Consider the following 23,645-nt stretch of genomic DNA (forward strand, 5'->3'; position numbering starts at 1 on the left):
GCCGGCTCAGCCCCGGTGGAAGGCCTGATGCTCCGGGAGCTCGGCGACCGGGGCGATGACGACGTCGTGCACCTTCCAGTCCAGGTCGTGCAGCGACGCACGCAGGTCCTCGCACATCGCACCGGTGACCACCTCGCCGGACGCGGGGACCACGAACATCTCGACGTGGAACACGTGGCCCTCGTCGCGGACACGGCCCGCGGCATCGAGGACCCACGGCGCCTCCTGGGCCCGCTGCTCGAGCCGGGCGATCAGCGGATGCGGCTCCTCCTCGTCGAAGGTGCGGGCGACGCCATCGGTGAGACCACGGATCGCCGCGCGGAGATTCTTCACCCCGTCACGGGAGATGGAGAGCGCGATGAGGAGCGCCGCGACCGCGTCCGCCCACCACAGGCCCAGCCCGATGCCCATGATCCCGGCGATGCTCGCGAGCGAGGAGGACCAGTCCGCCTTGTTCATGTCGGAGTCGGCGTACAGCACCTTGTCGTGCAGCGGCTCGGCGAGCGCGAGCTTGAGCCGGCCCAGGATCACCGGTGGGATGCAGGCGATCACGAGCACAGCGATCATCAGCCATCCGGACCACACCGCCTGCCCGAACAGGACGGTGAGGCCCACCGGGGGACGCTCCACGGTCACCAGGCTGATCGTGGAGTCCACGAGGAGGAAGACTCCCATGTTCAGCAGCGCCACGGCGGCGACCAGATGCGCGACGCCGATCGACCGATGGTGCCCATAGGGGTAGTCGCGGGTCGGTCCCCGGCGGATACGCCGGGTGGCGACGAGGAAGGCGATCGGCGGGAGGAGAGCGAGCGCGTCCTCGATCCAGGCGGCCTTCATCGCCTGGGACTGGCCGGCGAGCGAGGCCACCATCGTCACCGTCACCGCTGTGCAGGCGATCGAGATCCATTCGAGCCGGATCGCCCGGGACAGCAGCGACCTCTGCTCCTCGGGCAGGGCGTCGCGCCCCGAGTGCGCAGCGAACTCGGGAGCGGGCTCCCCGCGCGCGCTCACAGGTCCCCCGAGGCCCGGGCGAGGTACCGCTCGAGCGCGACCTGGAGGGCGTTCTCGCCGGGCCGGACGCCGAGCACCCTCTTCAGCGTCGAGCCGTCGGGAGCCTGAACGGTCGCATACGGTCTGGTCGGAGAGATCTGGGCGGAGAACGGTGTGTCGCTGGTCAGTCCACCGATGATGACATCCAGGCCGTCGTCCTCCATGGTGCGGGCGAGGACGCTCTCGGCGCCGGGGATCCACTCGATGCGGGCGTCGATCGTGGCGGCGAAGCCCTCGATCAGCTCCGCCTCGGAGCCGTCGACCGCACCGTCGGCGGTGATGTCGACCCATGGCGGGTTCTGCGAGGCGCCCACCCGGAGCGTGCCGCCGGTGGCGCGCCGCAGCGTGCCCTGGGCATCGCGCGGGATGCCGGCGCCGCATCCGGTGACGCCGAGGGCGATGAGGGATCCGGCCAGGACGAGGACGCCTCGCCGGGAAGTGCTGGGACTCATGACGGCCCTCCGAGTGCTGTCGGGACGTGTGGCCCGAGACTATGCCCGTCCCGGTGCCGGGGGACAGCACGACGTCGGCACAGGGCCGCTCCGGCCGTCGCGAGGGCACGCCTGCACCCGGCGAAGGTCCGAGCAGACGTGCACGGACGGCCGTGCCGCGGCCGCCGCACGGTCTCACCTTCCGATCGGTTCATCCCTTGAGGGCCGCGCCGCGAGGGTCATAACGTTCCGGTCACGGGCACGGTGCTCGGCCGGCACAGGCCGGCGGATGAGGAAAGGAGACCCATCATGGCTGATCAGAACAACCCCGGGCAGTTCGGGAACCGGGACGACACGGAGCAGCAGGCGCAGCAGGGCGGCCAGGCCAGCTCGGGAAGCTTCGGTGCGGAGAACTCGGCCGATCCGCGCGAGGCGGGCCGGGAGAGCTCGGGCAGCTTCGGGCAGGAGAACGCCGCCGATCCCGTGGACGCCGGTCGCGAGGGCGGCCGGGAGAGCTCGGGGAGCTTCGGTGAGCAGAACTCGGCCGATCCGCGCGAGGCCGGGCGTCGAGGCGGCTCCGCCTAGCTCGCGGGAGTCGGGCGTCCGCTCGATCGCGAGGCGTCGACGGGGAGGGGAGGCGAACGCGCTCCTCTCCCCGTCCGCTGTCTCGCGGCACCGGATGCGTAGCCCAGGCGGGGCTTGAACCCGCGACCGACGGATTATGAGTCCGCTGCTCTGACCGGCTGAGCTACTGGGCCGTGCCCTGCGCGCAGGACCTCGACGAATCTACCACGGTGGCGCCCTGTGACCTGGACTGATGCCACGGCTCGCGAGGCCGTGGACCTGCCGGGCGCGGGGGTCGCGTGGACGGATTCGCTACTGTTGTCATGCAACACCACGGGCGAGAGGCGCTCGCCCTCGTGCGAGGAGGTCGGACCATGACCACGAGCAGGCAGGACCGGCCCCGGGGGCGCGGGCGTGGGCAGCGCGTGACGATCGTCGACATCGCCGAGCGTGCCGGGGTCACCGCCGCGGCCGTCTCGCTCGCGGTCAACGGCCGACCAGGAGTCTCCGACGCCACCCGCACCCGCATCCTCTCCATCGCGCGGGAGCTCGAGTGGGAGCCGTCCCCGGCAGCCCGGGCACTCGCCGGAGCGCCGGTCCTCACCGCCGGGATGGTGCTGGCCCGTCCCGCGGAACAGCTGGGCAGCGACGCCTTCTTCGGGGCCTTCGTCGCCGGGCTGCAGGAGGTGCTCAGCGCCCGGGACTACTCCCTGCAGATGAAGATCGTCGACTCTCCCGACGCGGAGGTCGAGACCACCCGGCGATGGTTCGCCCAGCGGAAGGTCGACGGCGTGGTGGTCGTGGATCTGCGGGTGGACGATCCGCGCATCCCCGCCCTCGAGGACCTCGGCCAGCCCGCTCTGGTGGTGGGAGGGCCCGGTCACCACGGGGCGCTGCCCGCGGTCTACGTCGACGACGCCCACGCCACGCGCTTGCTGGTGGATCATCTCGCGGACCGTGGACATCGCCGTCTCGCCCGTGTCGCCGGCGACGCGGAGCTGCTCCACATCGCCCTGCGCGACCGCGCCTTCCGGGAGCGGTGCACCGCGCGTGCCGTCACGGGGACGCTGGACCACGCCGGCTTCGGCACCCGGGGCGCGGAGGCCGTCACGGCGGAGCTGCTCGCGCGGAGGGAACCGCCCTCGGCACTCCTCTTCGACACCGACGAGATGGCGCTGGCGGGCGCCCGCGTGCTGCAGGAGGCCGGATGGCGGGTCGGGGAGGACATCGCCGTGGCCAGCTACGAGGACTCTCCGCTGGCCCGGACCCATCGACCACGGATCACCGCCGTCGGCCGCTCCGCCGTCGAGTACGGCCGGCTCGCCGCCACGCGCCTGCTCGAGCTCATCGGGGAGGGCGGTCGGCACGTTCCGGCGGGAACGCCGGAGCACCCGGGCTCGCCGGCAGAGGTCGAGGCCCGGGTGATCGAACCCGAGCTCGTGGTCCGCGGGTCGACGGACCCCGCGGCCGACCGGGCGACCGCCGCCGGGACGGACCCTGCGCACCACGAAGCCCTCGCGAGGTAACCTTCGTCATAGTCCCCGGTGAGGGGCCCGTTCGAGATGCGGAGGGCCGGAGGGGCCTGCTAAAGTAGTCCAGGTTGATCCCGCATAGCTCAACGGCAGAGCATTCGACTGTTAATCGAAGGGTTGTTGGTTCGAATCCAACTGCGGGAGCCCCAGAAGGAGCGCAGCCCCGGATCACTCCGGGGCTGCGTCGTTTCCACCCTCCGCTCAGGTTCCCCACTCTGCTCATGAAGGAGTAGGACGATGCCCGCCCTCCCCGATGACCACTTCGAGCTCCCGGAGGAGGTCGGCCCCGGCAGCGTCTGGGCGGATCGCACCGGGCACCGCACCCTGATGGGCCGCACCCAGCGCGGGGTCGAGATCCCCATCGGACACGGCGACGGCGAGGTCAGCCCCGGCGAGCTGCTGAAGCTCGCGCTGATCGGCTGCGCCGGCATGAGCAGCGACGTGAACCTCGCCCGTCGGCTCGGAGAGGACTTCCCGATGCGGCTGTGGGCCCATGGCCTCTCCGACGAGTCCGAGAACCGCTACCTCACCATCGCCGAGCAGGTGCAGATCCCGCTCGAGGGCCTGAGCGCCCAGGAGATCGCCACCGTGGTGAAGGTCTTCGGCCGCGCCGTCGCCGCCGGCTGCACGGTCGAGCGGAGCATCGCCTCCGGCGTGGAGGTCACCCATCAGATCCTCGGCGCCGAGGGCGACGAGCAGGACGAGGAGACCTCGGCGTGACCGTCCGCCCCATCCGGATCGTCGGCGATCCTGTGCTGCGCACCCCCTGCGATCCCATCACGAAGATCACCGAGGGAACCCGCTCCCTGGTGCGGGACCTGCTGGACACCGTCGACGACGACGGGCGGGCCGGCGTCGCCGCCAACCAGATCGGCGTCGCCCAGCGGGCCTTCTCCTGGCACCTGGTGGAGACCGGCGAGGTGGGCTACATCCTCAACCCCGTCATCGTCGAGCTCTCCGAGGAGCTGCAGCACGACGACGAGGGCTGCCTGTCGGTGCCCCAGCTGTTCTTCCCGCGCACCCGCTCCGCCTACGCCCGCTGCGTGGGGACGAACCTCGAGGGCGAGGACGTGGAGCTCGCGGGGGAGGGGATCGTCGCACGGCTCATCCAGCACGAGGTGGGACACCTCGACGGGGAGCTCTACATCGACGGCCTGGAGCGTTCGGTGCGGAAGCAGGCGTTGCGCCAGATCCGGGAGACCCTCTAAGCTCGGCCACGGCAGGATCCCTGAAGTCCTCCGAACCATTCACGGCACCGATTCGTTGGGGAAGACGCATCGGAGACCGGAAGGATCGAGATGACCCAGGGCGTACTGTACGTTCACTCTGCTCCGCGAGCCCTCACGCCGCACCTCGAATGGGCCGCCAGCGGCGTCCTCGGGATGCCCGCCCGCATCCGGTGGGAGGAGCAGCCGGTGGAGCGCGGCCTCCAGCGCGCCGAGATGACCTGGCGAGGACGCGAGGACACCGGCGCCCAGCTGGTGAGCGCGCTGCGGGGCATGCACGAGGTGCGCTTCGAGGTCACCCAGGAAGCGACCGCGACCGTGGACGGGGCGCGCTGGAGCTGCACCCCGGAGCTCGGCATCCATCACGCTGCGACGGACCACGCCGGCAACACGGTGCTCACCGAGGACCACGTGCGCGGCTGCATGGAGCGGGCGGGGAACGATCCACGAGCACTCCGGCGCGAGCTCGGCATCGCCCTCGGCGAGCCGTGGGACGAGGAGCTGGAGATCTATCGCCACGCCGGAGCCGGCGTGCCGATGCGCTGGCTGCACCGCGTCAGCTGAGACCTCTGCACAGACGACGCCCGCGCCCGTCCGTCACCGGTCCGCCGACGAGAACGGTGCAGTCCTGAACCGGATCAGTGGGGATTCTGGTTCAGGACCGCACCGTACTCGCGGAGGTGCGTCAGGCGGTGGTGAAGGCCACCGCGATGTCGTGGCCGCCGAAGCCGAAGGCGTTGTTCAGCACGGCGAAGTCCCCCTCGGGGAGCGACACCGGGGTGTTCTGCGCGATCGCCATCGGGGTCTCGGGATCGAGGGTCTCGATGTTGATCGTCGGCGGGGCCGTGCGGTGATGCGCGGCGAGCGTCGCGAAGATCGACTCGAGCGCTCCGGCACCGCCCATCAGGTGCCCGGTCATGGACTTCGTAGAGGTCACCACCAGCTGGTCGGTGACGCCGCCCAGGGCATCGGAGACCGCATTGAGCTCGCCGATGTCGCCGAGCGGGGTCGAGGTGCCGTGGGAGTTGACGTGGGCGACGTCCCCCGCGGCGAGCCCGGCGTCCTCGAGGGACTCGCGGATGGCCCGGGCCTGCCCCTCGGCCGAGGGAGCCGAGATGTGGTGGGCGTCGGAGGCCATGCCGCGACCGGCGGCGTAGGCATACACCCGCGCCCCACGGGCCGCGGCGTGCTCCTCGCTCTCGAGCACCAGGATGGCCGCGCCCTCGCCGAGCACGAAGCCGTCGCGGTCGACGTCGTACGGGCGCGAGGCGTGCTCGGGATCGTCGACCCGGCCGGAGAGCGCCCGGATGTTCGCGAAGGCGGCGAGCGTCATCGGGTGGATGCACGCCTCCGTCCCGCCGACGACGACCACGTCGGCGCGACCGTCGCGGATCATCCCCATCCCCAGCGAGACGGCCTCGGCGCCCGAGGCGCAGGCCGAGACCGGGGTGTGCGCACCGGCCCGGGCACCCAGCTCCATGGAGATCTGCGCGCTCGAGGAGTTCGCCATGAGCATCGGCACGGTGAACGGATTGACCCGTCGCGCGCCGCGCTCGCGCACCACGTCCCACTGGTCCAGCGTGGTCCAGATGCCGCCGATGCCGGTGCCGACCACGACGCCGAGGCGGGTGGGCTCGACCTCGGGTGCGCCGGCGTCGGCCCAGGCCTCGCGGGCCGCGACCATCGAGTACTGGCCGGAGGGGTCCAGCTTCTTCGCCTCGGGGCGCGAGAGGGGCTCGAGAGCGCCGGGAGCGAGCTGGCAGGCGAAGTCGACGGACAGACCGTACTGCTCCTTCCAGTCGTTCTCCAGCGTGCGCGCCGTGGAGGTGCCGGCCAGGGCTGCCTCCCAGGTCGAGCCGACATCACCGCCGAGGGGGTTGACGGTGCCGAGGCCGGTCACGGCGACTCGGGAGCGGGGAGCGGACATGCGGACCTCCGGGTCGGGGTGGGCGTGGGACGACGGCGACGCCCGGGACGGCGGAGTCCCGGGCGTCAGGCGGGGCTCAGTTCTGAGCGCCCTGGATGAACCGGACGGCGTCGCCGACGGTCGCGAGGTTCTTGACCTCTTCATCGGGGATGCGGACGTCGAACTTCTCCTCGGCGTTGACCACGATGGTCATCATGGAGATGGAGTCGATGTCGAGGTCGTCGGTGAAGGACTTCTCCAGCTTGACGTCCTCGGTGGCGACACCGGTCTCCTCGTTGACGATCTCTGCGAGGCCCTCGAGGATCTCGTTCTCGGTGTGTGCCATGGGTGCTCCTTCGATCAATGGGTTGGATGGCGCTCACAGACTACCCGCGAGATCGCCGTGTTCCGGGCAGGGAAGAGGATGTCATCCCTGCGCCGTGATGCGGGTGACAGTCCACCCGCGGTCCCGCGCAGGGATCAGGGCAGGATGAGCACCTGACCGGCGTAGGCGAGGCCGGCGCCGAAGCCGAACTGGACCAGCACATCGCCGCTGCGCGCGGCGCCCTCGGCGAGGAGGCGGTGGGTGGCCAGCGGGATCGAGGCCGCGGAGGTGTTGCCGGTGTCGGCGATGTCACGACCGATGACGACGTCCTCCGGCAGCTTCAGCTGCTTGGCGAGCTCGTCGATGATGCGCATGTTCGCCTGGTGGGGGACGAACACGTCGACGTCCTCGACGGTGAGCCCCGAGCGCTCGAGCATCTCGCGGACCTTCTGGGCGGTGTGCCACACCGCCCAACGGAACACCGTGCGGCCGTCCTGCTCGAGAGTGGGCCAGCCGATCTTGCCGTCGCGGAAGTCGAGGGAGGAGCCGGTCATGCGGATGGTGTTCCAGTTGTCGCCGGCGCTGCCCCACACGGTGGGGCCGATGCGCGGGGTGTCGCTGGGGCCGACGACGGCGGCGCCCGCCCCGTCGCCCAGCAGGAAGGAGATCGAGCGGTCGGTGGGGGAGACGAAGTCGGAGAGCTTCTCCGCGCCGATCACCAGCACGTTGCGGGCCGACCCCGAGCGGATCAGCGCATCGGCCTGCCCGATGCCGTAGGCGAAGCCGGCGCAGGCGGCGGAGATGTCGTAGGCGATGACGTCCGGCCGGCCCAGCTCGCCGGCCAGCAGGGTCGCGAGCGACGGAGTCGCGTAGGGGAAGGTGATCGTCGAGACGATGATGGCGTCGAGGGTCTCGAGGTCGATCCCCGAGGTCTCGATCGCCTCCCGGGCCGCGGCGAGGGAGAGGTCCTTGACGCCCACCTCGGCACTGGCGCGAGTGCGCGTGACGATGCCGGTGCGCTGCCGGATCCACTCGTCGGAGGAGTCGATCGGACCCACCAGATCATCGTTCGGGACCACCAGATCACCGCGGGCCGCGCCGTAGGCGAGGACCTGGGAGCCGGCGACCGGTGCCGTGGTGCTGAGGGAGACGGCCATGTCAGTGCTCCTGGTCGGTGGGGCTGGTGCCGGCGTGCTCGCGCATGAGGGCGCGGGCGGCGTCGAGATCGTCGGGGGTGTTGAGGTTCGCCAGGGCGATGCCCTTGAGATCGCGCTTGGCCAGTCCGGTGAGGGTGCCGGCGGGGGCGACCTCGATCAGCGCGGTGACACCACGTGCACGGAAGGTCTCCATGCAGGCCTGCCAGTCCACGGGCGAGGCCACCTGATCGACGATGAGCTCGAGATAGCGGGCACCGGAGGTGACGACCTCGCCGCCGGCGTTCGAGACCAGCGGGACCGCGGGATCGGCGACGGGGAGGGTCGGCGCGAAGGCGGCGAGCTCCTCGCGGGCACCGGCCATGTACGGGGTGTGGAAGGCGCCGGCGACCTGCAGCGGGATCACACGGGCGCGCGCCGGCGCGTCCTCGCCCAGCGCCGCGATCTGCTCGGCGGTGCCGGCGGCGACGACCTGGGCGGCGGAATTGATGTTCGCGGGATGCAGGCCGTGGCGCACGATCGCGGCGAGCACGCCCTCGCGGGTGCCGCCGACGACCGCGGCCATCGAGGTGGGCTCCGCGGCGGCCGCCGCGGCCATCGCTCCGGAGCGCACGGCGACCAGGCGCATCGCGTCCTCGTCGGTGAGCACACGGGCCAGCGCCGCGGCGGTCAGCTCGCCCACGCTGTGCCCCGCCAGGACGTCCGGGGCGGGGAGCGCCGGCTCACCCTCGGCACGCAGCCGGCCGGCGGCCACGATCCCCGCCGCCACCAGCAGCGGCTGGGCGACCGCGGTGTCGCGGATGGTCTCGGCATCGGATGCGGTGCCGTGGTGCAGCAGGTCGACGCCGGCGGCCTCGGAGAGGGAGGACAGCGCCTCGTCGACCCCGGGCAGCTCACGCCAGGGACTCAGGAATCCGGGCTTCTGCGCCCCTTGGCCGGGGCAGACGAACGCGAGCACAGGTACCTCCAGGGAGTGAGGATGAGGGACGGCCCGCTCGCGGTGGGAGACGGGCCGTGCAGAGGGAGACCACCGGGCCGCCGCCGCGAACGGCGAGCGGCCCGGTGTCCGTGATCAGGACTCGCCGCCGAAGGAGCCGGACTGGCCCGCGTTGACGTCGGTCAGCTCGTACTTGTCGATGGCCTGACGCACCACCGACGGGTCGACCTTGCCGTCCTTGGCGAGCAGCTGCAGCGCCTTGACGACCATGGAGTGCGCGTCGATCTTCAGGTGGCGCCGCGCGGCGGGGCGGGTGTCGGAGAAGCCCCAGCCGTCGGCCCCGAGCACGCCGTAGCGACCGGGGATCCACTCGCGGATCATGTCCGGGACCAGGAAGTCGTAGTCGGAGGTCGCGATGAACGGTCCCTCGACGCCGTCGAGGCGCTCGGAGATCCACGGGGTGCGGGGCTCCTCGGGGTGCAGGAGGTTGTGCTTCTCCGCCTCCAGGGCGTCCTTGCGCATCTCCGTCCACGAGGTCACCGACCACACGGTGGAGCGCACGCCCCAGTCCTCGGCGAGCAGCTCGCGGGCGTGCCGCGCCCACGGAACGCCCACGCCGGAGGCCAGCAGCTGGGTCTCGGGGCCCTCGCCCTCGGGCGCGGGCTCGACGACGTACATGCCCTTGAGCAGCCCCTCGACGTCCAGGCCCTCCGGCTCCGCCGGCTGCACCAGCGGCTCGTTGTAGACGGTGATGTAGTAGAAGACCTCCTGCAGGCGGTCGTCCTCGCCGTACATGCGCTGCAGGCCGTCGCGGATGATGTGCCCGAGCTCGTAGCCGTAGGCCGGGTCGTAGATGACCGTGCCGGGGTTGGTGTAGGCCAGGATCGGCGAGTGGCCGTCCATGTGCTGCAGGCCCTCGCCGGCGAGGGTGGTCTTGCCGGCGGTCGCACCGATCACGAAGCCCTTGGCCATCTGGTCGCCGGCTGCCCAGAAGAAGTCGCCGGTGCGCTGGAACCCGAACATCGAGTAGAAGATGTAGAACGGGATCATCGGGAAGTCATGGGTGGCGTACGAGGTGCCCGCCGCGGTGAACGCCGCGGTCGAGCTGATCTCGTTGATGCCCATGTGCTTGATCTGGCCGGAGGTGGACTCCTTGTAGGCCAGCAGCAGGTCCCGATCCACCGAGAGGTAGTTCTGGCCGTCGGGGTTGTAGATCTTCGCCGTCGGGAACAGCGAGTCCATGCCGAAGGTCCGCGCCTCGTCGGGGACGATCGGCACCCAGCGCCGACCGGTCTCCTTGTCGCGCATGAGGTCCTTGAGCAGTCGCACCAGGGCCATCGTGGTGGCGATCTCCTGCTTGCCCGATCCGCGACGGGTGACCTCGTAGGCCTTGTCGCCCGGCAGCTGGAGCGGCTTGTGCTCGGTGCGGCGGGAGGGGACGGGGCCGCCGAGGGCCGAGCGATGCTCCTTGAGGTACTTCATCACCGGGGCATCGGGCTCGGGCAGGTAGAACGGGGCGTCGTAGACGCTGCCGGACTCGAGCTGCTCGTCGGAGACCGGGATGCGCAGGGTGTCGCGCAGCGCCTTGAGGTCCTCGAGCGTGAACTTCTTCATCTGGTGGGTCGCATTGCGGCCCGCGAAGTTCTTGCCCAGGCGGTAGCCCTTGACGGTCTGGGCGAGGATGACGGTCGGCGCGCCCTTGTGCTCGGTGGCGGCCTTGAACGCGGCGTGGATCTTCTTCGCGTCATGGCCGCCCCGGTTGAGCTTCCACCAGATGTCGTCGTCGCTGAGATCCTCGACGAGCGCCTTGGTGCGCGGGTCGCGGCCGAAGAAGTTGTCACGGATGAAAGCGCCGGACTCCGCCCGGTAGGTCTGGTAGTCGCCGTCCGGGGTGGCGTTCATCAGGTCGATGAGCGCACCGTCATTCGAGGCCTCGAGCAGCGGATCCCATCCGGAGCCCCAGATGAGCTTGATGACGTTCCAGCCCGCGCCGCGGAACTGCGCCTCCAGCTCCTGGATGATCTTGCCGTTGCCGCGCACGGGGCCGTCGAGCCGCTGCAGATTGCAGTTGACGACGAAGGTGAGGTTGTCCAGGTGCTCCTTGGCGGCGATGTGCAGCGCGCCGCGGGACTCGACCTCGTCCATCTCGCCGTCCCCGAGGAAGGCCCAGGTGTGCTGGTCGCTGGTGTCCTTGAGATCGCGGTTGTGGAGGTAGCGGTCGAAGGAGGCCTGCTCGATCGCGGCGACCGGGCCGATCCCCATCGAGACCGTGGGGAACTCCCAGAAATCCTCCATCGCGCGCGGGTGCGGATAGGAGGGCATGCCGTGCTCGCTGGAGAACTCCTGGCGGAAGCCGTCGAGATCCTGCTCCGAGAGCCGACCCATCATGTACGCGCGCGCATAGATGCCGGGGGAGGCGTGCCCCTGGAAGAAGACGTGGTCGCCGCCGCCGGGATGATCGTGGCCGCGGAAGAAGTGGTTGAAGCCCACCTCGTACATCGTGGCGATGGAGGCGTAGCTCGAGAGGTGGCCGCCCACGGACACCCCCGGCCGCTGGGCGCGATGGACCACCATCGCCGCGTTCCAGCGGTTGATGTTGCGCAGCTCCTTCTCGAGCTCCACGTCACCGGGGTACTCGGGCTGGTTCTGCACGGAGATCGTGTTGACGTAGTCCGTCATCAGCGTGTCCGGCAGATCGAGATCCTCGTCGCGGGCGTGCTGGACGAGGCTCTGGACGACCTCGGACGCCCGCTCCGGACCGCGGTGCTCGACGAGGCCGTCGAACGACTCCAACCACTCCCGGGTCTCCTCCGGGTCCGGGTCCTGCGCATGGCTCGGCAGGTTGATGCCGATGGGACGAGGGGTCTCGTGCGAAGTCACACTGTCCTTCTCTCTACGGGAGGCGATGGACCGGCCTGGGAGCTGAGGAACGCCGGTGGGCCCGGCTCCGTCGGCCTCGGTGCGAGCAAGCCTACCGTCGCCCTGAGGCTCTGGGATCGCCGTGACCGGCCCCCTGATGTGACACGCAGGACACCTGTTTCCCGGATGCGCCCGGCGCCCCGGGGGCGGGACGGAGGTCCCGACGTGCACGAAGGTGGCGCGTGACATAGAATCGGCCGCGCGCAGCCCGGCCCTGGGCCCGTTCGGGCACCTCCAGGCCTCGCGCGAACGTTTTCGACCCCACCCCTGAGGAGCCCTTTCTTGTCACCGTCGGCCGACGCCCCTTCGTCCAGCACCCTCAAAGAGGTGCTGAACCTCACTTCGGGTCAGATCGTGCAGGAGATCGGCTATGACGACGACGTCGATCTCGACCTCCGCGACGCGATCGAGGACCTCATCGGTGAGGAGCTCGAGGACGAGGACACGCAGGAGATCGTCGATGCCGTGGTGCTGTGGTGGCGCGACGGCGACGGTGACCTCACCGACGCCATGGTGGACACGCTCCGCGCGCTGGCCCCGGGCGCCCCGGTCTGGATCGTCACCCCGAAGGCCGGACGCGACGGCCATGTGCTCCCCGGTGAGATCCAGGAGTGCGCCGGCACCGCGGGCCTGCGCGTGCTGAGCTCTGTGAGCCTGGCCCCGGACTGGACGGGCACGCGCCTGGCCAGCCGCGCCGGCTGATCTCAGCGCTGCGCCCACGCCCGGGCGCAGCAGGGGGAATCCCCGCCAGGGTCGTTAGCTCAGCTGGTCAGAGCGTCTGGTTTACACCCAGAAGGTCGGGGGTTCGAGCCCCTCACGACCCACCGGTACTCGAGAGCCCCTCCCACCGGGCAGCAGGACGGCCCGGGGGAGGGGCTTTCGCGCGTTCACAGAGAGTCCGCGACGAGGGCGCTGCTCGGATCCCCCGCCGTGAGGCGATAGACGTGCCCGGAAGGCGCCATCAGGCGGATCCGCCGCCCGTCGTCCGCGAGCCGGCGGGCGCCCAGACGTTCGTGGCGCTGGATCTCCGATCGCAGATCGCGCACCAGGACGTCCAGGTTCGCCCGGACGCGCGGTGCGTCACCGAGCCGGCGCTGCAGCAGGATCCGCGGCGGACCGGTGGGATCGTCATCGCGGAGGACTGCGCTCTCACCACGTGCGCCGAGCGTCATCGGCAGACCGGTCACGCCGCGCCAGAACTCGAGCTCGACCTCCCAGAACCGCGCGGGGACGGCGAGGCGGACCTGGTCGGCCACCAGGGCGAGCCCGTCCCGCTGCATCCGGGGCCGATGCCCCTCCTCGCCCAGGGTGTGACAGAACAGGACGCCCCCGGGTGAACGCATGACGGCGACGTCGTGATAGGTCCAGGCGCGTGTGGCGCCGAGGTTGCGGCTGGCGGCGATCGCGCCCGGACGGTCAGCGGCGTCCAGGTCGAGGTGCATCCGGGGTGCGGGGGCGTCGATGGCCTGGAGCTTCAACCAGGCGTCGCCGTGCGGCGGGCGCAGGGTGACGAACTGGCCGTTCTCACCGCGACTCGGCGAGACCGCGGTTCCGGTGATCGCCGCCCAGAACCGGACGGCTGCCCGCCACCGGGCGATCGGTGTGTCCAGGAACAGGGTCATCCAGTCGGGCCGGGTCACGGGCGTCACTCACTCAGCTCGGGCAGCTGTCGGGGCCCCCGAGCACGTAGGTGAACTTGCCGTCCTGGACGATGCCGTCCGCGTCGAGGCGGGCGGGGAGCCCGTCGGCGCGGCTCCAGCGCGGCGTGCCGGAGACGTACCGGTTGCTCACCCAGACGACGGAGTTCGAGTCGATCGCGAAGGTTCTGCCGCTGAGACCGGACCCGGTCGAATGCGCGTCCACGATCGTGGCGCCCTGGAGCAGGCTCTGCGGCGGGGTGATGTCGGCGAAGGGCACGCTGTTGGTGAGGTCCGCGGCGTAGAGCCGTCCGCCGTCGACGACGTGGATGATGGTGTTCGTCGTCGCGCCGAGGGAATCGACGGTGCGCAGCAGCTCCAGATCGCCCAACTGCCCGGCGAGCACTCCGCTGAAGTCCCGGTTCTGCGCCCCGCTGGAGTGGAACATGTTGCCGCCCGCGTCCACGAAGGCTGCTCCACTGCCGCCCATGGCCGAGTCCGCATGGTTCTTCGCGAAGTGCGAGAGTGGCGCGACCCAGGCCGCGGACGCATGCCGGCGGTTCGTGAGCACGGAGGGGCGTGCTCCCGTCGTGGCGTTGTTCGAGTAGAGCGCGCCGTCGGCGCCGATCACCCAGACGACCTCCGAGCCGTTCCCGCGCTGGATGAACCAGTCCGTCAGCGGCGTGGGGAACCCGGTGATCTGCGACCACGTCCCCCGTGAGCCGCCGGAGCGCGGGGTCGACCACAGGCGCCCGTCCGCGGTCTCGGCGTAGAAGGTGCCGACGCCGTTGCTCACCCCGATTTGCACGGGCGCGCCGCCGGGAGGGTTCGCGAGGGGAGAGGTGGTGGGCGTCGTGGTCCAGGTGCCGCTGACCGTGACGGTGTGGAGCGCTCCGTCGACCAGGAGGAGGCTGTCGTAGACGTTGGGACTGGAGGAGATGAGAGTCTCGGCGGCGTCGGCGACGAGGCCGGTGCTGTACCAGGTCACCGGCCCGGTGGCCGTTCCGGTGGTCGGGTTCTCGCGCGCCACCCACAAGGTCCCGTCGCCGAGCGTGACGAAGACGGCGCCGTCGGTCGCATGGATGCTCTCGAAGCGGTAACCCGACGGTAGGCCCGTTTCCGGCAGGGCGAGGAAGTGCGGGACGAAGCTCACGTTCCCGGCGTAGAGCCGGGTCCCGACAGGCGGGCCCAGAGCGATCTCGGCAGTGGCCAGCAGCGAGCCGCTGCGGGCCTCCACCACGGCGCCATCGGAGGAGAGCGGGGCCCGGACGGCAGGAAGCACGACCATCCCCTCGGCCTCCACCGTCAACTCGAGCGGGGAGGTGGAGCCATCGACGAACTCGAAGCCCTCCGGCAGGGTGATAGTGATGACCGTCCCCGGCGGCACGTGCTGGGAGCCGTCGGTCGTCGCGTGGATGACGACCTCCTCGAGGGTTCCGCAGCTCGCCATCTCGAACGAGGGGACTTCGAACTCCAGTGTGGGCGTGGCGCCCGAAGCCGCCAGGGCCGGAGCTGCGACCGAGAACGCCGCGGCGGGCGCCGTCCACACGACACCCTTCATCACGGCGCGGCGGCGCAGCGGTGGTGGCGGGGGCTGCTCGGAACGGCGGCTGTCCGGGGTTGCGATGGTGACCTTCTCCAGTGTCGGGGGCATGGCCCCGCGGTGCACGACGGTGTCGCCACGGGGGGGGGAGCTCAAGGCGGTGTCCCGACTGCCGAGGGGATCTCCGTGCGGATCGGCAGGCCCCGCGATCGTAGCCGCCTCTGGGATCGTGGTAAAGAGCCGTGGCGGCCCAGGATCGTCCACCGCCCGGTGCCTCAGCGCGTGAGCAGGTACGCGGCCGCCAGGAAGGCCGGCACCAGAACGATCGCACAGCCCCAGATCACGGCCGTCTGCCGGTCACGGGCCTGCTGCTCGGGGGTGCGCATCTCCTCGGGCGAGTGCCCGGTGCGCTCGGCCTCCTCGCGGTCGCGGCGGCGACGCACGAGCATCTGGCCGATGAGCAGGACGAGCGAGGTCAGGACGGCCACCACGAGGGCGGCCAGGATCAGGGTCTCGATGACGAGTCCTCCTCGAGGGGGCAGGGGGCGGAACTCCGCCGCGATGACTGAGGCCAGGATCTCATGGCCGGTCGGTGCGCCGGGATGGTTCCTATACTGGGAGAACCGTCCTGCACGGCCCGATCGCCCCACCGACGGCGCCGCGGTCCCGTGCGCAGAAGGAGCCGCGCCGGTGAGCACCCCCCGCAGTCCGTTCGACCTCGAGGCGATCCGGGCGGACTTCCCGATCCTGGAACGCCGCCTCGATCCCGAGACGCCCCTGATCTACCTCGACGGCGGCGCCACCTCCCAGCGGCCTCGCCAGGTCATCGACGCCGAGGTCGCCTTCCTCACCCGGGACAACGCCGCCGTCAAGCGCGGTGCCCACCGCCTGGCCTCCGCTGCCACCGATGCCTACGAGGACGCGCGGGAGACGATCGCCGCCTTCCTCGGCGCACCCTCGCCGGACGAGGTCGTCATCACCCGGAGCACCACCGAGGCGCTCAACCTCGTCGCCCACTCCCTGGGCAGCGGGGACGAGACCGTCCCGGACCACCTGCGCGTCCGGGCGGGCGACGAGATCCTCGTGACCGAGATGGAGCATCATGCCAATCTCGTGCCCTGGCAGGAGCTCGCCCGCCGCACCGGCGCCACGCTGCGCTGGATCCCCGTCGCCGAGGACTTCACGCTCGACCTGACGGACCTCGACTCCCTGGTCACCGATCGCACCCGGGTCATCGCCCTCACCCACCAGTCCAATGTGCTGGGCACCGTCACCCCGGTGGAGCGCCTGGTCGAGGCCGCGCGATCCGTCGGAGCGCTGACGGTGCTCGACATGGCGCAGTCCGCCCCGCACATGAGCGTCGACGTCGCCGCGCTCGGCGTCGACTTCGCGGCCGTGTCCGGGCACAAGATGTACGGTCCCACCGGCATCGGGATCCTCTGGGGACGGTACGAGCATCTCGCGGCGATGCCGCCCTTCCTCACCGGTGGCTCGATGATCGAGACGGTCCACATGGACCGCAGCACGTACGCGGAGCCGCCCGCGCGCTTCGAGGCCGGCACCCCACCGATCTCCCAGGCCGTCGGCCTCGCCGCCGCCTGCGACTACCTCACGGCACTGGGGATGGACGCGGTCGCCGCGCACGAGCAGGAGCTGACCCGCCGGGCCCTGCGCGGTCTGACCGCGATCGACGGCGTGCGGGTGATCGGCCCGGCCGACGGGCCCGAGCGCCGCGGCGCGGTCTCCTTCGATCTCGCCGGGCGGCATCCGCACGACGTCGGCCAGGTGCTCGACTCCCTGGGCATCGAGGTGCGGGTGGGGCACCACTGCGCCTGGCCGCTGCACCGCCGGTTCGGCCTGCACGGCACCACCCGCGCCAGCTTCTCCGTGCACACCACGCCCTCCGAGGTCGACGCCCTGATCGCCGGCGTCGCCCGCACCATCGACTTCTTCGGATCCCTCTCATGAGCAACCCCCTGTCCTCGCTGTACACCGAGATCGTCATGGAGCACGACAAGCGACCGCTGCACGCGGGGCTCCGCGAGCCCTTCGACGCCGAGGTCCACCACGTCAATCCCACCTGCGGCGACGAGATCACCCTCCGTCTCCGACTCGGGGCCGACGAGCTCGTCCAGGACGTCTCCTACGAGGCCGTCGGCTGTGCGATGAGCCGGGCGAGCGCCTCGATCATGGCGGACCTGCTGATCGGGCGTCCCGTGCACGAGATCCAGCCGGTCAGCGACCACCTCGAGGCGGCGATGCGCTCCCGCGGCCGCCTCGCGGGGGACGAGGAGCTGCTCGGGGACGGGGTGGCGCTGCTGGGCGCCGCGAAGTTCCCCGCGCGCGTGAAGTGCGTGCTGATGCCCTGGAAGGCCTATCAGGCCGCGCTCGTCGAGGCCCGTACGCTGGGGGCGTGATGTCCCGCAGCGAACACCCCACCGTCGGCGCCGTCACCGGCGTCCTCGAGGAGACCTACCCGCTCGCCTGGGCGGAGCCCTGGGATCGCGTCGGGCTGGTGCTGGGGGAGCGGGCCGCGGAGGTGCACCGGGTGCTGCTGGCCGTGGATCCCACCGTGGCGGTGGCCCGGGAAGCTGTCGAGCGCGACGCCCAGCTGGTCATCACCCACCATCCGCTGCTGCTGCGCGGGGCGAGCTTCCTTCCGGCCGACGACGGCAAGGGAGCGGTGGTCACGGCCCTGCTGCGTCACGGCACCGCGCTGTGGGGCGGGCACACCAACGTGGACCGCTCCTCCCGCGGCACCGTTGGCGCCTGGATCGACCTGCTGGACCTCCAGGGCGTGGCGCCGCTGGTGCCCGGGGCGTCGGAGTCCGACGGAACGGCCGCCGCCCACGGATCCCGCCGGATCGGGCTCGGAGCCGTCGGCACCCTGCCGGCGCCGACGACGATCGGCGATCTGACCGAGGCCCTGTCCCACCTGGTCCCTGCCACCGCTCGCGGCATCCTCCACACCGGCGACCCGGACCGGATGGTGCGCACCCTCGCCGTGTGCCCCGGCGCCGGGGACTCCTTCCTCGGCGCGGCGAGCGCTGCCGGCGTGGACGCCTACATCACCTCCGACCTGCGTCATCACCCGGCCCTCGAGCACCTGGAGTCCGCGGCCGATCCGTCGCGGGTGCCGGCCCTGATCGACGTCCCGCACGCGGCGAGCGAGGCGCTCTGGCTGCCGCTGGCGCAGCAGCTGCTGCACGAGACGATGCCCGAGCTCGAGGTGCTGCGCAGCACCCATCGCAGCGATCCCTGGAACGGTCGCGCCGGCTGATCGACCCGGACGCCGTGCCGGCCGGTCAGTCCACGGGATCGATGACGACCAGCGCGTCGTCCTCGAGCTCGACGCGCAGACCCTCCGGCAGTCCGGCCCGTGCCACATCGACCACCTCGTCCGGCGTGGACGGCACGGTGTCGGCGGCCAGCAGCGCCCTGGTCACCAGGCCGCGGTAGCGCTTGGCGTCGTGCGAGACGACCGTGCGCGCGCCGCCGCGCTCCTGCACGGGAGAGATCGCGAGCACGGGCACGTCCCGCGTGCTGCGCACCGCCATCATCGACCGGTAGCTGCCCGACCGCGCGTCGATCACCAGCGGGGAGGCGCCCTCCGCCTGCTCGCCCAGCAGCTCCGCGGCCACCGGCCGCAGGGAGGCGCGCCACCACGAGCCCACCGAGCCCAGGCGGGACACCGAGGAGCCGGCGGAGAGGCGATACGCCGGGATCCGGTCGGCACCGGCGTCGACCAGCCCCAGCAGGGCGCTCTGGATCAGCACGCGCCGCTCCTCCGTGGGGATCCAGGCCGGGTCCAGCTGGTCGTACAGCACCCCCGAGTACACGCGCAGCGGTGCGGCGGCCGGTTCGGCCTCGAGGTGCAGCATGCGTCCCACCAGCTCCGGGGCGGAGGCGGGCACCCCCAGACGGGTGCCGCCGTCCGCGGCGGCGGCGGTGCGCCGGGCGGCGCGCAGCATCGTCTCGCGCGGCCCGTGCAGCGCCGGGAGCGACAGGTCCTCGAGGGAGAACGGCGGGGATCCGACCTCCGGGGGTCGCGTCTTCGTCTCCGAGGGCGGCAGCAGGATGAGCATCCCTCCATTCTCAGCGGCATCGGGTGGTGGTCCCGGCCGCTGCCCACGAGACCTTCCGCACGTCATGGCCCGGCGGCCCCGGGGCACGCCGGGAAGGGCCGGCGGGCGGCGTAGACTCGGCCCCGGACCAGTCGGCCGGGCAGCCGCGTCCTCGGGGCTCGCCCCGGGGCCGAGGAAAGTCCGGGCTCCATCCGGCACGGTGGTGGGTAACGCCCACCCGGAGTGATCCGCGGGACAGTGCCACAGAGAGCAGACCGCCTCCGCCCCTCGGGGCGGCGGTAAGGGTGAAAGGGTGGTGTAAGAGACCACCGCGGCCTCGGTGACGAGGTCGGCACGGTAAACCCCACCGGGAGCAAGGTCAGACAGGGGACGCATGAGGGCGCCGGCCCGAGTCCCCGGGTGGACCGCTGGAGGTCGTCGGCGACGGCGACCCGAGAGGGATGGCTGCCGATCACAGAACCCGGCTTACAGGCCGGCTGGTCCGCCCCGCGCTCGGCCGCGGGGCCGTCGGGGCCTCAGCGGGAGCGGCGGGCCTTCTGCTCGGCGCGCGCCAGCACGGCGGCACCGATGATGCCCGCCTCGTTGCGCAGCTCCGCGGGCACGATCTCCGTCGTCAGGTCCAGCAGCGGCAGGAACTTCTTGTGCTTCTTCGAGACCCCGCCGCCGACGATGATGCGGGTGGGGCTGAAGAGGAACTCGAGATGCGAGAAGTACTCCTGGAGACGTCCGGCCCAGGTCCCCCAGTCCAGCTCCTCCTTCTCGCGGATGGAGCTGGCCATGTACTTCTCCGCCGAGTCGCCGTGCAGCAGCAGGTGACCCAGCTCGGTGTTCGGCACCAGCTTCCCGTCGACGAAGGTCGCGCTGCCCACGCCGGTGCCCAGGGTGATCACCTGGACCACCCCGGTGGTGCCGCGACCGGCGCCGAACGTCATCTCGGCGATGCCGGCGGCGTCGGCGTCATTGACCACGAAGACGTCGTGGCCGGTGCGCTCGGTGAGCAGGGCGTCCACGTCGGTGCCGATCCAGGCGTCGTCGACGTTCGCGGCGGTGAGGGCCACGCCGTCCTGGATGACCGCGGGGAAGGTGACGCCCACGGGCATCCCGTCCTCGATCTCGAAGGAGGAGACGAGCTCGGCTACCGTGTCCGCCACGGCGTCCGGGGTCGAGGGCTGCGGGGTGGCCAGGCGCAGCCGGTCCGCGGCGAGCTCGCCCTTGCCGAGGTGGACGGGAGCACCCTTGATGCCGCTCCCGCCGATATCGATCCCGAAGGCCTTCTTGCTCATCGCATCTCCTGAGTCCGGGGGCGCCGAACGGGGGATCGCCCGGCGGATCGGCGTGCCCGGCCGGGCCGCTCTCACGGCGGCCCAGCGTACCGGAGCTCTCAGACGACGGTCAGCAGTTCCGGACCCTGGTCGGTGATGAGCATGGTGTGCTCGAACTGGGCGGAGAAGGAGCGGTCCTTGGTGACCACGGTCCAGCCGTCGTCCCACATCTCCCACTCCTGGGAGCCGGCGGTGATCATCGGCTCGATCGTGAAGGTCATGTTCTCGGTGATGACGTCGTCGAACATCGGCGCCGCGTCGTAGTGCGGGATCACCAGGCCGTTGTGGAAGCCCTCGGCCACACCGTGACCGGTGTAGTCGCGCACCGACTCGTACCCGCGGCGCGCGGCGTACTTCTCGATCACGCGGCCGATGACGTTGACCTGGCGTCCCGGCCGTGCCGCCTTGATGCCCCGCATCATCGCCTCGTGCGCCCCCTCGACGAGGTCATGGGCGCGGGGGTGGACCTCGCCCACCTCGAAGGTGGCGTTGCAGTCGCCGTGGACGCCGTCGAGGAAGGCGGTGACGTCGACGTTGAGCAGGTCGCCCGGCTGCATCACGGTGGAGTCCGGGATGCCGTGGCAGATGACCTCGTTGAGGCTCGTGCAGCAGGACTTCGTGAACCCCAGGTATCCCAGCGTGGAGGGGTAGGCGCCGTTCTCGAGGAGCACGTCGTGGACGACGGCGTCGATGTGATCGGTGGTCACGCCGGGGCGCGCCGCCTCCCCGGCGGCCTGCAGGGCGAGGGCGGCCACGCGCGAGGCCTCCCGGACCCGGGCGATGACGTCCGCGCTCTGGACGAAGGGGCCGGTGTCGGAGACGGCCTCGTCCTTGTCGACGTACTCGGGGCGCGTGATCCGGCCCGGCACGCTGCGGCGGGGGCCGACGGTGCCGGGAACGAGCACCGCGCGCCCTTCTGGTCGGGTCCATTCCTGCTCTACAGTCATGTCCACCAGTCTCTCACCGACCGCGAAGGAGTCCGACGTGAGCGAGGGCACGCAGTTCTACTACAACCTCACCACCGGCAGCGTGGAGGAGGGCCGACAGTCCCCGGGCACGGAGCTGATGGGCCCCTACGCCACGCGCGCGGAGGCGGAGCGGGCGCTCGAGACCGCCGCCACGCGCAACGAGCAGTGGGATGCGGACGATGCCGCCTGGGACGGCGAGGAATCGCCGCCCGCGGAGGCCGACGACCCCCGCTGAGCGCCCGCGGACCCGGCGGGCGCCGGGGCCGTCAGTCGAAGGAGTGCTCCGGGCCCGGGTAGGTGCCTGCGACGACCTCCTCGCGATACTCCGCGGCCGCGCGCTGCAGGTCGCCGCGCAGATCCGCGAAGGCCTTCACGAACTTCCCGTGGAAGCCGGAGAGTCCGGCCATGTCCTGCCACACCAGGACCTGGCCGTCGCAGTGGGGCCCCGCGCCGATGCCGATCGTCGGCACCCGCAGCGCCTCGGTGACGCGCGCGGCGACCGCGGCGGGGACCAGCTCGAGCACCACGGCGAAGGCGCCGGCGTCCTGGACCGCGAGGGCGTCGTCCACGAGCTTCTGCGCGGCCTCCTCGTCGCGGCCCTGGACGCGGTGGCCGGAGAGGGCGTTGACCGACTGCGGGGTGAAGCCGAGGTGCCCCATCACCGGGATGCCGGCGGTGACCAGCGTGCGGATCTGCGCGGCGACCTCGGCGCCGCCCTCGAGCTTGACCGCCTCCGCGCCCGCGCGGACCAGCTCGACGCCGTGGCGCAGCGCCTCCGCGGTCCCGGCCTCGTAGGTGCCGAAGGCGAGGTCGGAGACCACCAGCGGGCGGTGCACGCTGCGCGTGACCGCACCGGTGAAGGTGAGCATGTCCTGGTGGGTGGTGGCCGTGGTGGTGGTGTGCCCCAGCACGGTGGAGCCCACGGAGTCGCCCACCAGCAGCACCTCGATGCCGGCCTCCTCGAAGACCTGGGCGGAGAACTGGTCGTAGGCGGTGAGCATCGAGAACGGACGGCCGCGGGTCTTGGCCTCCTGCAGGTGACGCAGACGGATCTTCGCCGGAGCCGGGGGACCGGCGGGGGACGGGGTGCTCACGAGAGGCTCCTGAACAGGGGTGGGACATCGAGGGATCGAGCCCTCAGCCTAGTCCCGTCCGCGCGATGGCCCTGCCGCCGCGGAGGCTCGGTCCGCCCGATCCATGGGCACCTCTCCCCATCGCCGGACGGTCCGCGCTGTGCCAGGATTCTTTCAGCCGGCATCCCAGCCGGCATCACGAGGGAGGACAGAGAGATGACGTCGATCATGCGGAGGACCGTGCGGGGAGTGGCCGCAGGCCTGGGGGCGCTCGCGATCGTCGCCGGTGCGGCGGCCTGCGGGGGGAACGAGGAGGAGCCCACCACCGAGGAGACCGAGGTCGTCGAGGACGAGGGGGCTGCGGCCGACGAAGAGGACGGCGCCTCCGACGAGGGGGCAGAGGAGGACGCCGCCTCGGACGAAGGCGCCGAGGAGGAGCCCGCTGAGGAGGACGGTGCGGACGAAGGGGCCACCGAGGTCACCGAGGACGACCTCACAGCCGCTGAGCAGCAGGCGATCGCGTTCTTCAGCGCCATCGGCGAGCAGGACGCCGAGGCCGCGTGCGGTCTCGTCTACGATCCGGCAGCCGATGCGCCGATCTCCGGTGACGTGCTCGCCGGTTGCGCCGAGGGTCTCGAGTCCACCGGCATGATGGAGTCGTTCACCCCCGAAGTGGTCGCGCTCTTCACCGAAGACACCCTCGAGTCGACGGCCAACGAGGACGGCACGATCACTGTCTCCGCCTCCGGATCGCCGTTCACCATGGTCAAGGCCAGCGACGGCAAGTGGTACCTCTCCCAGGACTTCGGCGGCTGATCTGGCGGTCCCGTTGGTCCAGGCGCCGGCACGACTGAACCTGCCGTCGCTACGGGAACGCAGCGCCCCGCCCTTGGCATAGGAGGCCGGGGCGCTGCGTGGTCCGGACCGGCCAGAAGGGGTCTAGGCCCCGTGCTGTCCCCGTCGGCCGCCCCTG

At 71.5% G+C, this 23,645-nt stretch carries 25 protein-coding genes, 3 tRNA genes and 1 other RNA gene; 14 read left to right on the forward strand and 15 right to left on the reverse strand.

What is annotated here, in order from left to right; genetic code table 11:
* Positions 1–6 precede the first annotated feature (6 nt).
* Positions 7–1,011 (reverse strand): cation diffusion facilitator family transporter, encoded by a 1,005-nt coding sequence (locus CXH06_RS09370; RefSeq protein WP_114854917.1) that lies wholly within the window; start codon positions 1,009–1,011, stop codon positions 7–9.
* Positions 1,008–1,502 carry an ABC transporter substrate-binding protein gene (locus CXH06_RS09375; RefSeq protein ID WP_114854918.1) on the reverse strand — a complete coding sequence of 165 codons (495 nt, stop codon included), beginning with the start codon at positions 1,500–1,502 and terminating at the stop codon, positions 1,008–1,010. The genes CXH06_RS09370 and CXH06_RS09375 overlap by 4 nt, the downstream gene beginning before the upstream one ends.
* 288 nt (positions 1,503–1,790) lie before the next feature.
* On the opposite strand from CXH06_RS09375, the gene CXH06_RS09380 reads away from it, so the two are divergent.
* The gene (locus CXH06_RS09380; protein WP_114854919.1) at positions 1,791–2,066 is read left to right on the forward strand and encodes a stress protein; all 276 of its coding nucleotides are present in this window, start codon (positions 1,791–1,793) and stop codon (positions 2,064–2,066) included.
* A 99-nt stretch (positions 2,067–2,165) separates the two neighbouring features.
* Here CXH06_RS09380 and CXH06_RS09385 read toward each other — a convergent pair.
* A tRNA-Ile gene (locus tag CXH06_RS09385) sits at positions 2,166–2,239 on the reverse strand.
* A gap of 180 nt (positions 2,240–2,419) precedes the next feature.
* Here CXH06_RS09385 and CXH06_RS09390 point away from each other — a divergent pair.
* The 5 genes from CXH06_RS09390 (at position 2,420) to CXH06_RS09410 (ending at position 5,367) form a co-directional block, all read left to right on the forward strand.
* A complete protein-coding gene (locus tag CXH06_RS09390; protein ID WP_114854920.1) occupies positions 2,420–3,571 on the forward strand; it encodes a LacI family DNA-binding transcriptional regulator in 1,152 nt (383 codons plus the stop codon).
* Between the two features lie 78 nt (positions 3,572–3,649).
* Positions 3,650–3,721, forward strand: a tRNA-Asn gene (locus CXH06_RS09395).
* 93 nt (positions 3,722–3,814) lie between these two features.
* Positions 3,815–4,297: an OsmC family protein gene (locus CXH06_RS09400; protein WP_114854921.1), complete on the forward strand. Its 483-nt coding sequence runs from the start codon at positions 3,815–3,817 to the stop codon at positions 4,295–4,297.
* On the forward strand, positions 4,294–4,785 hold the full coding sequence (locus CXH06_RS09405; RefSeq protein WP_114854922.1) for a peptide deformylase: 492 nt from the start codon (positions 4,294–4,296) through the stop codon (positions 4,783–4,785). Before CXH06_RS09400 ends, CXH06_RS09405 begins: the two co-directional genes overlap by 4 nt.
* A gap of 90 nt (positions 4,786–4,875) precedes the next feature.
* The gene (locus tag CXH06_RS09410) at positions 4,876–5,367 is read left to right on the forward strand and encodes a DUF3145 domain-containing protein (RefSeq protein WP_114854923.1); all 492 of its coding nucleotides are present in this window, start codon (positions 4,876–4,878) and stop codon (positions 5,365–5,367) included.
* A gap of 121 nt (positions 5,368–5,488) precedes the next feature.
* Here CXH06_RS09410 and CXH06_RS09415 read toward each other — a convergent pair whose 3' ends face one another.
* From CXH06_RS09415 to aceE, 5 genes are all read right to left on the reverse strand, one after another.
* The gene (locus tag CXH06_RS09415; protein ID WP_114854924.1) at positions 5,489–6,730 is read right to left on the reverse strand and encodes a beta-ketoacyl synthase; all 1,242 of its coding nucleotides are present in this window, start codon (positions 6,728–6,730) and stop codon (positions 5,489–5,491) included.
* A gap of 76 nt (positions 6,731–6,806) precedes the next feature.
* Positions 6,807–7,055 (reverse strand): acyl carrier protein, encoded by a 249-nt coding sequence (locus tag CXH06_RS09420; protein WP_114854925.1) that lies wholly within the window; start codon positions 7,053–7,055, stop codon positions 6,807–6,809.
* A 134-nt stretch (positions 7,056–7,189) separates the two neighbouring features.
* A complete protein-coding gene (locus CXH06_RS09425; protein ID WP_114854926.1) occupies positions 7,190–8,191 on the reverse strand; it encodes a beta-ketoacyl-ACP synthase III in 1,002 nt (333 codons plus the stop codon).
* 1 nt (position 8,192) lies between these two features.
* Positions 8,193–9,146: an ACP S-malonyltransferase gene (locus tag CXH06_RS09430; protein ID WP_114854927.1), complete on the reverse strand. Its 954-nt coding sequence runs from the start codon at positions 9,144–9,146 to the stop codon at positions 8,193–8,195.
* A gap of 114 nt (positions 9,147–9,260) precedes the next feature.
* Complete coding sequence (aceE, locus tag CXH06_RS09435; RefSeq protein ID WP_114854928.1) at positions 9,261–12,005, reverse strand: pyruvate dehydrogenase (acetyl-transferring), homodimeric type; 2,745 nt, start codon at positions 12,003–12,005, stop codon at positions 9,261–9,263.
* 321 nt (positions 12,006–12,326) lie between these two features.
* Between aceE and CXH06_RS09440 the strand changes: the two genes are divergently transcribed.
* Together CXH06_RS09440 and CXH06_RS09445 are read left to right on the forward strand one after the other, a co-directional pair.
* Positions 12,327–12,746 carry a DUF3052 domain-containing protein gene (locus CXH06_RS09440; protein ID WP_114854929.1) on the forward strand — a complete coding sequence of 140 codons (420 nt, stop codon included), beginning with the start codon at positions 12,327–12,329 and terminating at the stop codon, positions 12,744–12,746.
* Positions 12,747–12,794: 48 nt separating this feature from the next.
* Positions 12,795–12,868: transfer RNA gene (locus CXH06_RS09445), tRNA-Val, on the forward strand.
* Between the two features lie 63 nt (positions 12,869–12,931).
* Here CXH06_RS09445 and CXH06_RS09450 read toward each other — a convergent pair.
* The 3 genes from CXH06_RS09450 to CXH06_RS18610 form a co-directional block, all read right to left on the reverse strand.
* Positions 12,932–13,684, reverse strand: coding sequence for a VOC family protein (locus CXH06_RS09450; RefSeq protein ID WP_114854930.1), 753 nt, complete (start codon positions 13,682–13,684; stop codon positions 12,932–12,934).
* Positions 13,685–13,697: 13 nt separating this feature from the next.
* Entirely contained in the window at positions 13,698–15,335 is a 1,638-nt protein-coding gene (locus CXH06_RS09455) for a hypothetical protein (RefSeq protein ID WP_157975684.1), read from the reverse strand.
* A 164-nt stretch (positions 15,336–15,499) separates the two neighbouring features.
* Positions 15,500–15,922: a hypothetical protein gene (locus CXH06_RS18610; RefSeq protein WP_232820289.1), complete on the reverse strand. Its 423-nt coding sequence runs from the start codon at positions 15,920–15,922 to the stop codon at positions 15,500–15,502.
* Here CXH06_RS18610 and CXH06_RS09465 point away from each other — a divergent pair.
* From CXH06_RS09465 to CXH06_RS09475, 3 genes are read left to right on the forward strand one after another with little or no spacing between them, the layout of a single operon-like run.
* A complete protein-coding gene (locus tag CXH06_RS09465) occupies positions 15,915–17,192 on the forward strand; it encodes an aminotransferase class V-fold PLP-dependent enzyme (protein WP_232820290.1) in 1,278 nt (425 codons plus the stop codon). The two genes, CXH06_RS18610 and CXH06_RS09465, sit on opposite strands and share 8 nt — an antisense overlap.
* On the forward strand, positions 17,189–17,641 hold the full coding sequence (gene sufU / locus CXH06_RS09470; protein ID WP_114854932.1) for a Fe-S cluster assembly sulfur transfer protein SufU: 453 nt from the start codon (positions 17,189–17,191) through the stop codon (positions 17,639–17,641). Before CXH06_RS09465 ends, sufU begins: the two co-directional genes overlap by 4 nt.
* Positions 17,641–18,504, forward strand: coding sequence for a Nif3-like dinuclear metal center hexameric protein (locus tag CXH06_RS09475; RefSeq protein WP_114854933.1), 864 nt, complete (start codon positions 17,641–17,643; stop codon positions 18,502–18,504). Before sufU ends, CXH06_RS09475 begins: the two co-directional genes overlap by 1 nt.
* A gap of 25 nt (positions 18,505–18,529) precedes the next feature.
* Here the strand turns inward: CXH06_RS09475 and CXH06_RS09480 are convergent, their stop codons facing one another.
* A complete protein-coding gene (locus tag CXH06_RS09480; RefSeq protein WP_157975685.1) occupies positions 18,530–19,309 on the reverse strand; it encodes a YaaA family protein in 780 nt (259 codons plus the stop codon).
* A gap of 127 nt (positions 19,310–19,436) precedes the next feature.
* On the opposite strand from CXH06_RS09480, the gene rnpB reads away from it, so the two are divergent.
* An RNA gene (gene rnpB, locus CXH06_RS09485) (RNase P RNA component class A) lies at positions 19,437–19,793 on the forward strand.
* Positions 19,794–19,824: 31 nt separating this feature from the next.
* Here the strand turns inward: rnpB and ppgK are convergent.
* Both ppgK and map read right to left on the reverse strand, forming a co-directional pair.
* Positions 19,825–20,592: a polyphosphate--glucose phosphotransferase gene (ppgK, locus tag CXH06_RS09490; protein ID WP_114854935.1), complete on the reverse strand. Its 768-nt coding sequence runs from the start codon at positions 20,590–20,592 to the stop codon at positions 19,825–19,827.
* A 98-nt stretch (positions 20,593–20,690) separates the two neighbouring features.
* Positions 20,691–21,578: a type I methionyl aminopeptidase gene (gene map / locus CXH06_RS09495; RefSeq protein ID WP_114854960.1), complete on the reverse strand. Its 888-nt coding sequence runs from the start codon at positions 21,576–21,578 to the stop codon at positions 20,691–20,693.
* A 37-nt stretch (positions 21,579–21,615) separates the two neighbouring features.
* Between map and CXH06_RS09500 the strand changes: the two genes are divergently transcribed.
* Positions 21,616–21,834: an SPOR domain-containing protein gene (locus tag CXH06_RS09500; protein ID WP_114854936.1), complete on the forward strand. Its 219-nt coding sequence runs from the start codon at positions 21,616–21,618 to the stop codon at positions 21,832–21,834.
* Positions 21,835–21,865: 31 nt separating this feature from the next.
* On the opposite strand, the gene panB is transcribed toward CXH06_RS09500, so the two are convergent.
* A complete protein-coding gene (panB, locus tag CXH06_RS09505) occupies positions 21,866–22,693 on the reverse strand; it encodes a 3-methyl-2-oxobutanoate hydroxymethyltransferase (protein ID WP_114854937.1) in 828 nt (275 codons plus the stop codon).
* 195 nt (positions 22,694–22,888) lie between these two features.
* Here panB and CXH06_RS09510 point away from each other — a divergent pair, with 195 nt between their 5' ends.
* Complete coding sequence (locus CXH06_RS09510; protein WP_114854938.1) at positions 22,889–23,488, forward strand: hypothetical protein; 600 nt, start codon at positions 22,889–22,891, stop codon at positions 23,486–23,488.
* The last annotated feature ends 157 nt before the right edge of the window (positions 23,489–23,645 follow it).

Origin of the sequence: Brachybacterium sp. YJGR34 (assembly GCF_003347015.1) — a bacterium.
Lineage (GTDB): Bacteria > Actinomycetota > Actinomycetes > Actinomycetales > Dermabacteraceae > Brachybacterium.

Bases quoted from the DNA above. Each gene is read 5' to 3' on its own strand.
- CXH06_RS09375 (WP_114854918.1), bottom strand. From the start codon at position 1,502: ATGAGTCCCAGCACTTCCCGGCGAGGCGTCCTCGTCCTGGCCGGATCC.
- CXH06_RS09380 (WP_114854919.1), top strand. From the start codon at position 1,791: ATGGCTGATCAGAACAACCCCGGGCAGTTCGGGAACCGGGACGACACG.
- CXH06_RS09390 (WP_114854920.1), top strand. From the start codon at position 2,420: ATGACCACGAGCAGGCAGGACCGGCCCCGGGGGCGCGGGCGTGGGCAG.
- CXH06_RS09400 (WP_114854921.1), top strand. From the start codon at position 3,815: ATGCCCGCCCTCCCCGATGACCACTTCGAGCTCCCGGAGGAGGTCGGC.
- CXH06_RS09410 (WP_114854923.1), top strand. From the start codon at position 4,876: ATGACCCAGGGCGTACTGTACGTTCACTCTGCTCCGCGAGCCCTCACG.
- CXH06_RS09415 (WP_114854924.1), bottom strand. From the start codon at position 6,730: ATGTCCGCTCCCCGCTCCCGAGTCGCCGTGACCGGCCTCGGCACCGTC.
- CXH06_RS09420 (WP_114854925.1), bottom strand. From the start codon at position 7,055: ATGGCACACACCGAGAACGAGATCCTCGAGGGCCTCGCAGAGATCGTC.
- CXH06_RS09425 (WP_114854926.1), bottom strand. From the start codon at position 8,191: ATGGCCGTCTCCCTCAGCACCACGGCACCGGTCGCCGGCTCCCAGGTC.
- CXH06_RS09455 (WP_157975684.1), bottom strand. From the start codon at position 15,335: ATGCCCCCGACACTGGAGAAGGTCACCATCGCAACCCCGGACAGCCGC.
- sufU (WP_114854932.1), top strand. From the start codon at position 17,189: ATGAGCAACCCCCTGTCCTCGCTGTACACCGAGATCGTCATGGAGCAC.
- CXH06_RS09475 (WP_114854933.1), top strand. From the start codon at position 17,641: ATGTCCCGCAGCGAACACCCCACCGTCGGCGCCGTCACCGGCGTCCTC.
- CXH06_RS09480 (WP_157975685.1), bottom strand. From the start codon at position 19,309: ATGCTCATCCTGCTGCCGCCCTCGGAGACGAAGACGCGACCCCCGGAG.
- ppgK (WP_114854935.1), bottom strand. From the start codon at position 20,592: ATGAGCAAGAAGGCCTTCGGGATCGATATCGGCGGGAGCGGCATCAAG.
- map (WP_114854960.1), bottom strand. From the start codon at position 21,578: ATGACTGTAGAGCAGGAATGGACCCGACCAGAAGGGCGCGCGGTGCTC.
- CXH06_RS09510 (WP_114854938.1), top strand. From the start codon at position 22,889: ATGACGTCGATCATGCGGAGGACCGTGCGGGGAGTGGCCGCAGGCCTG.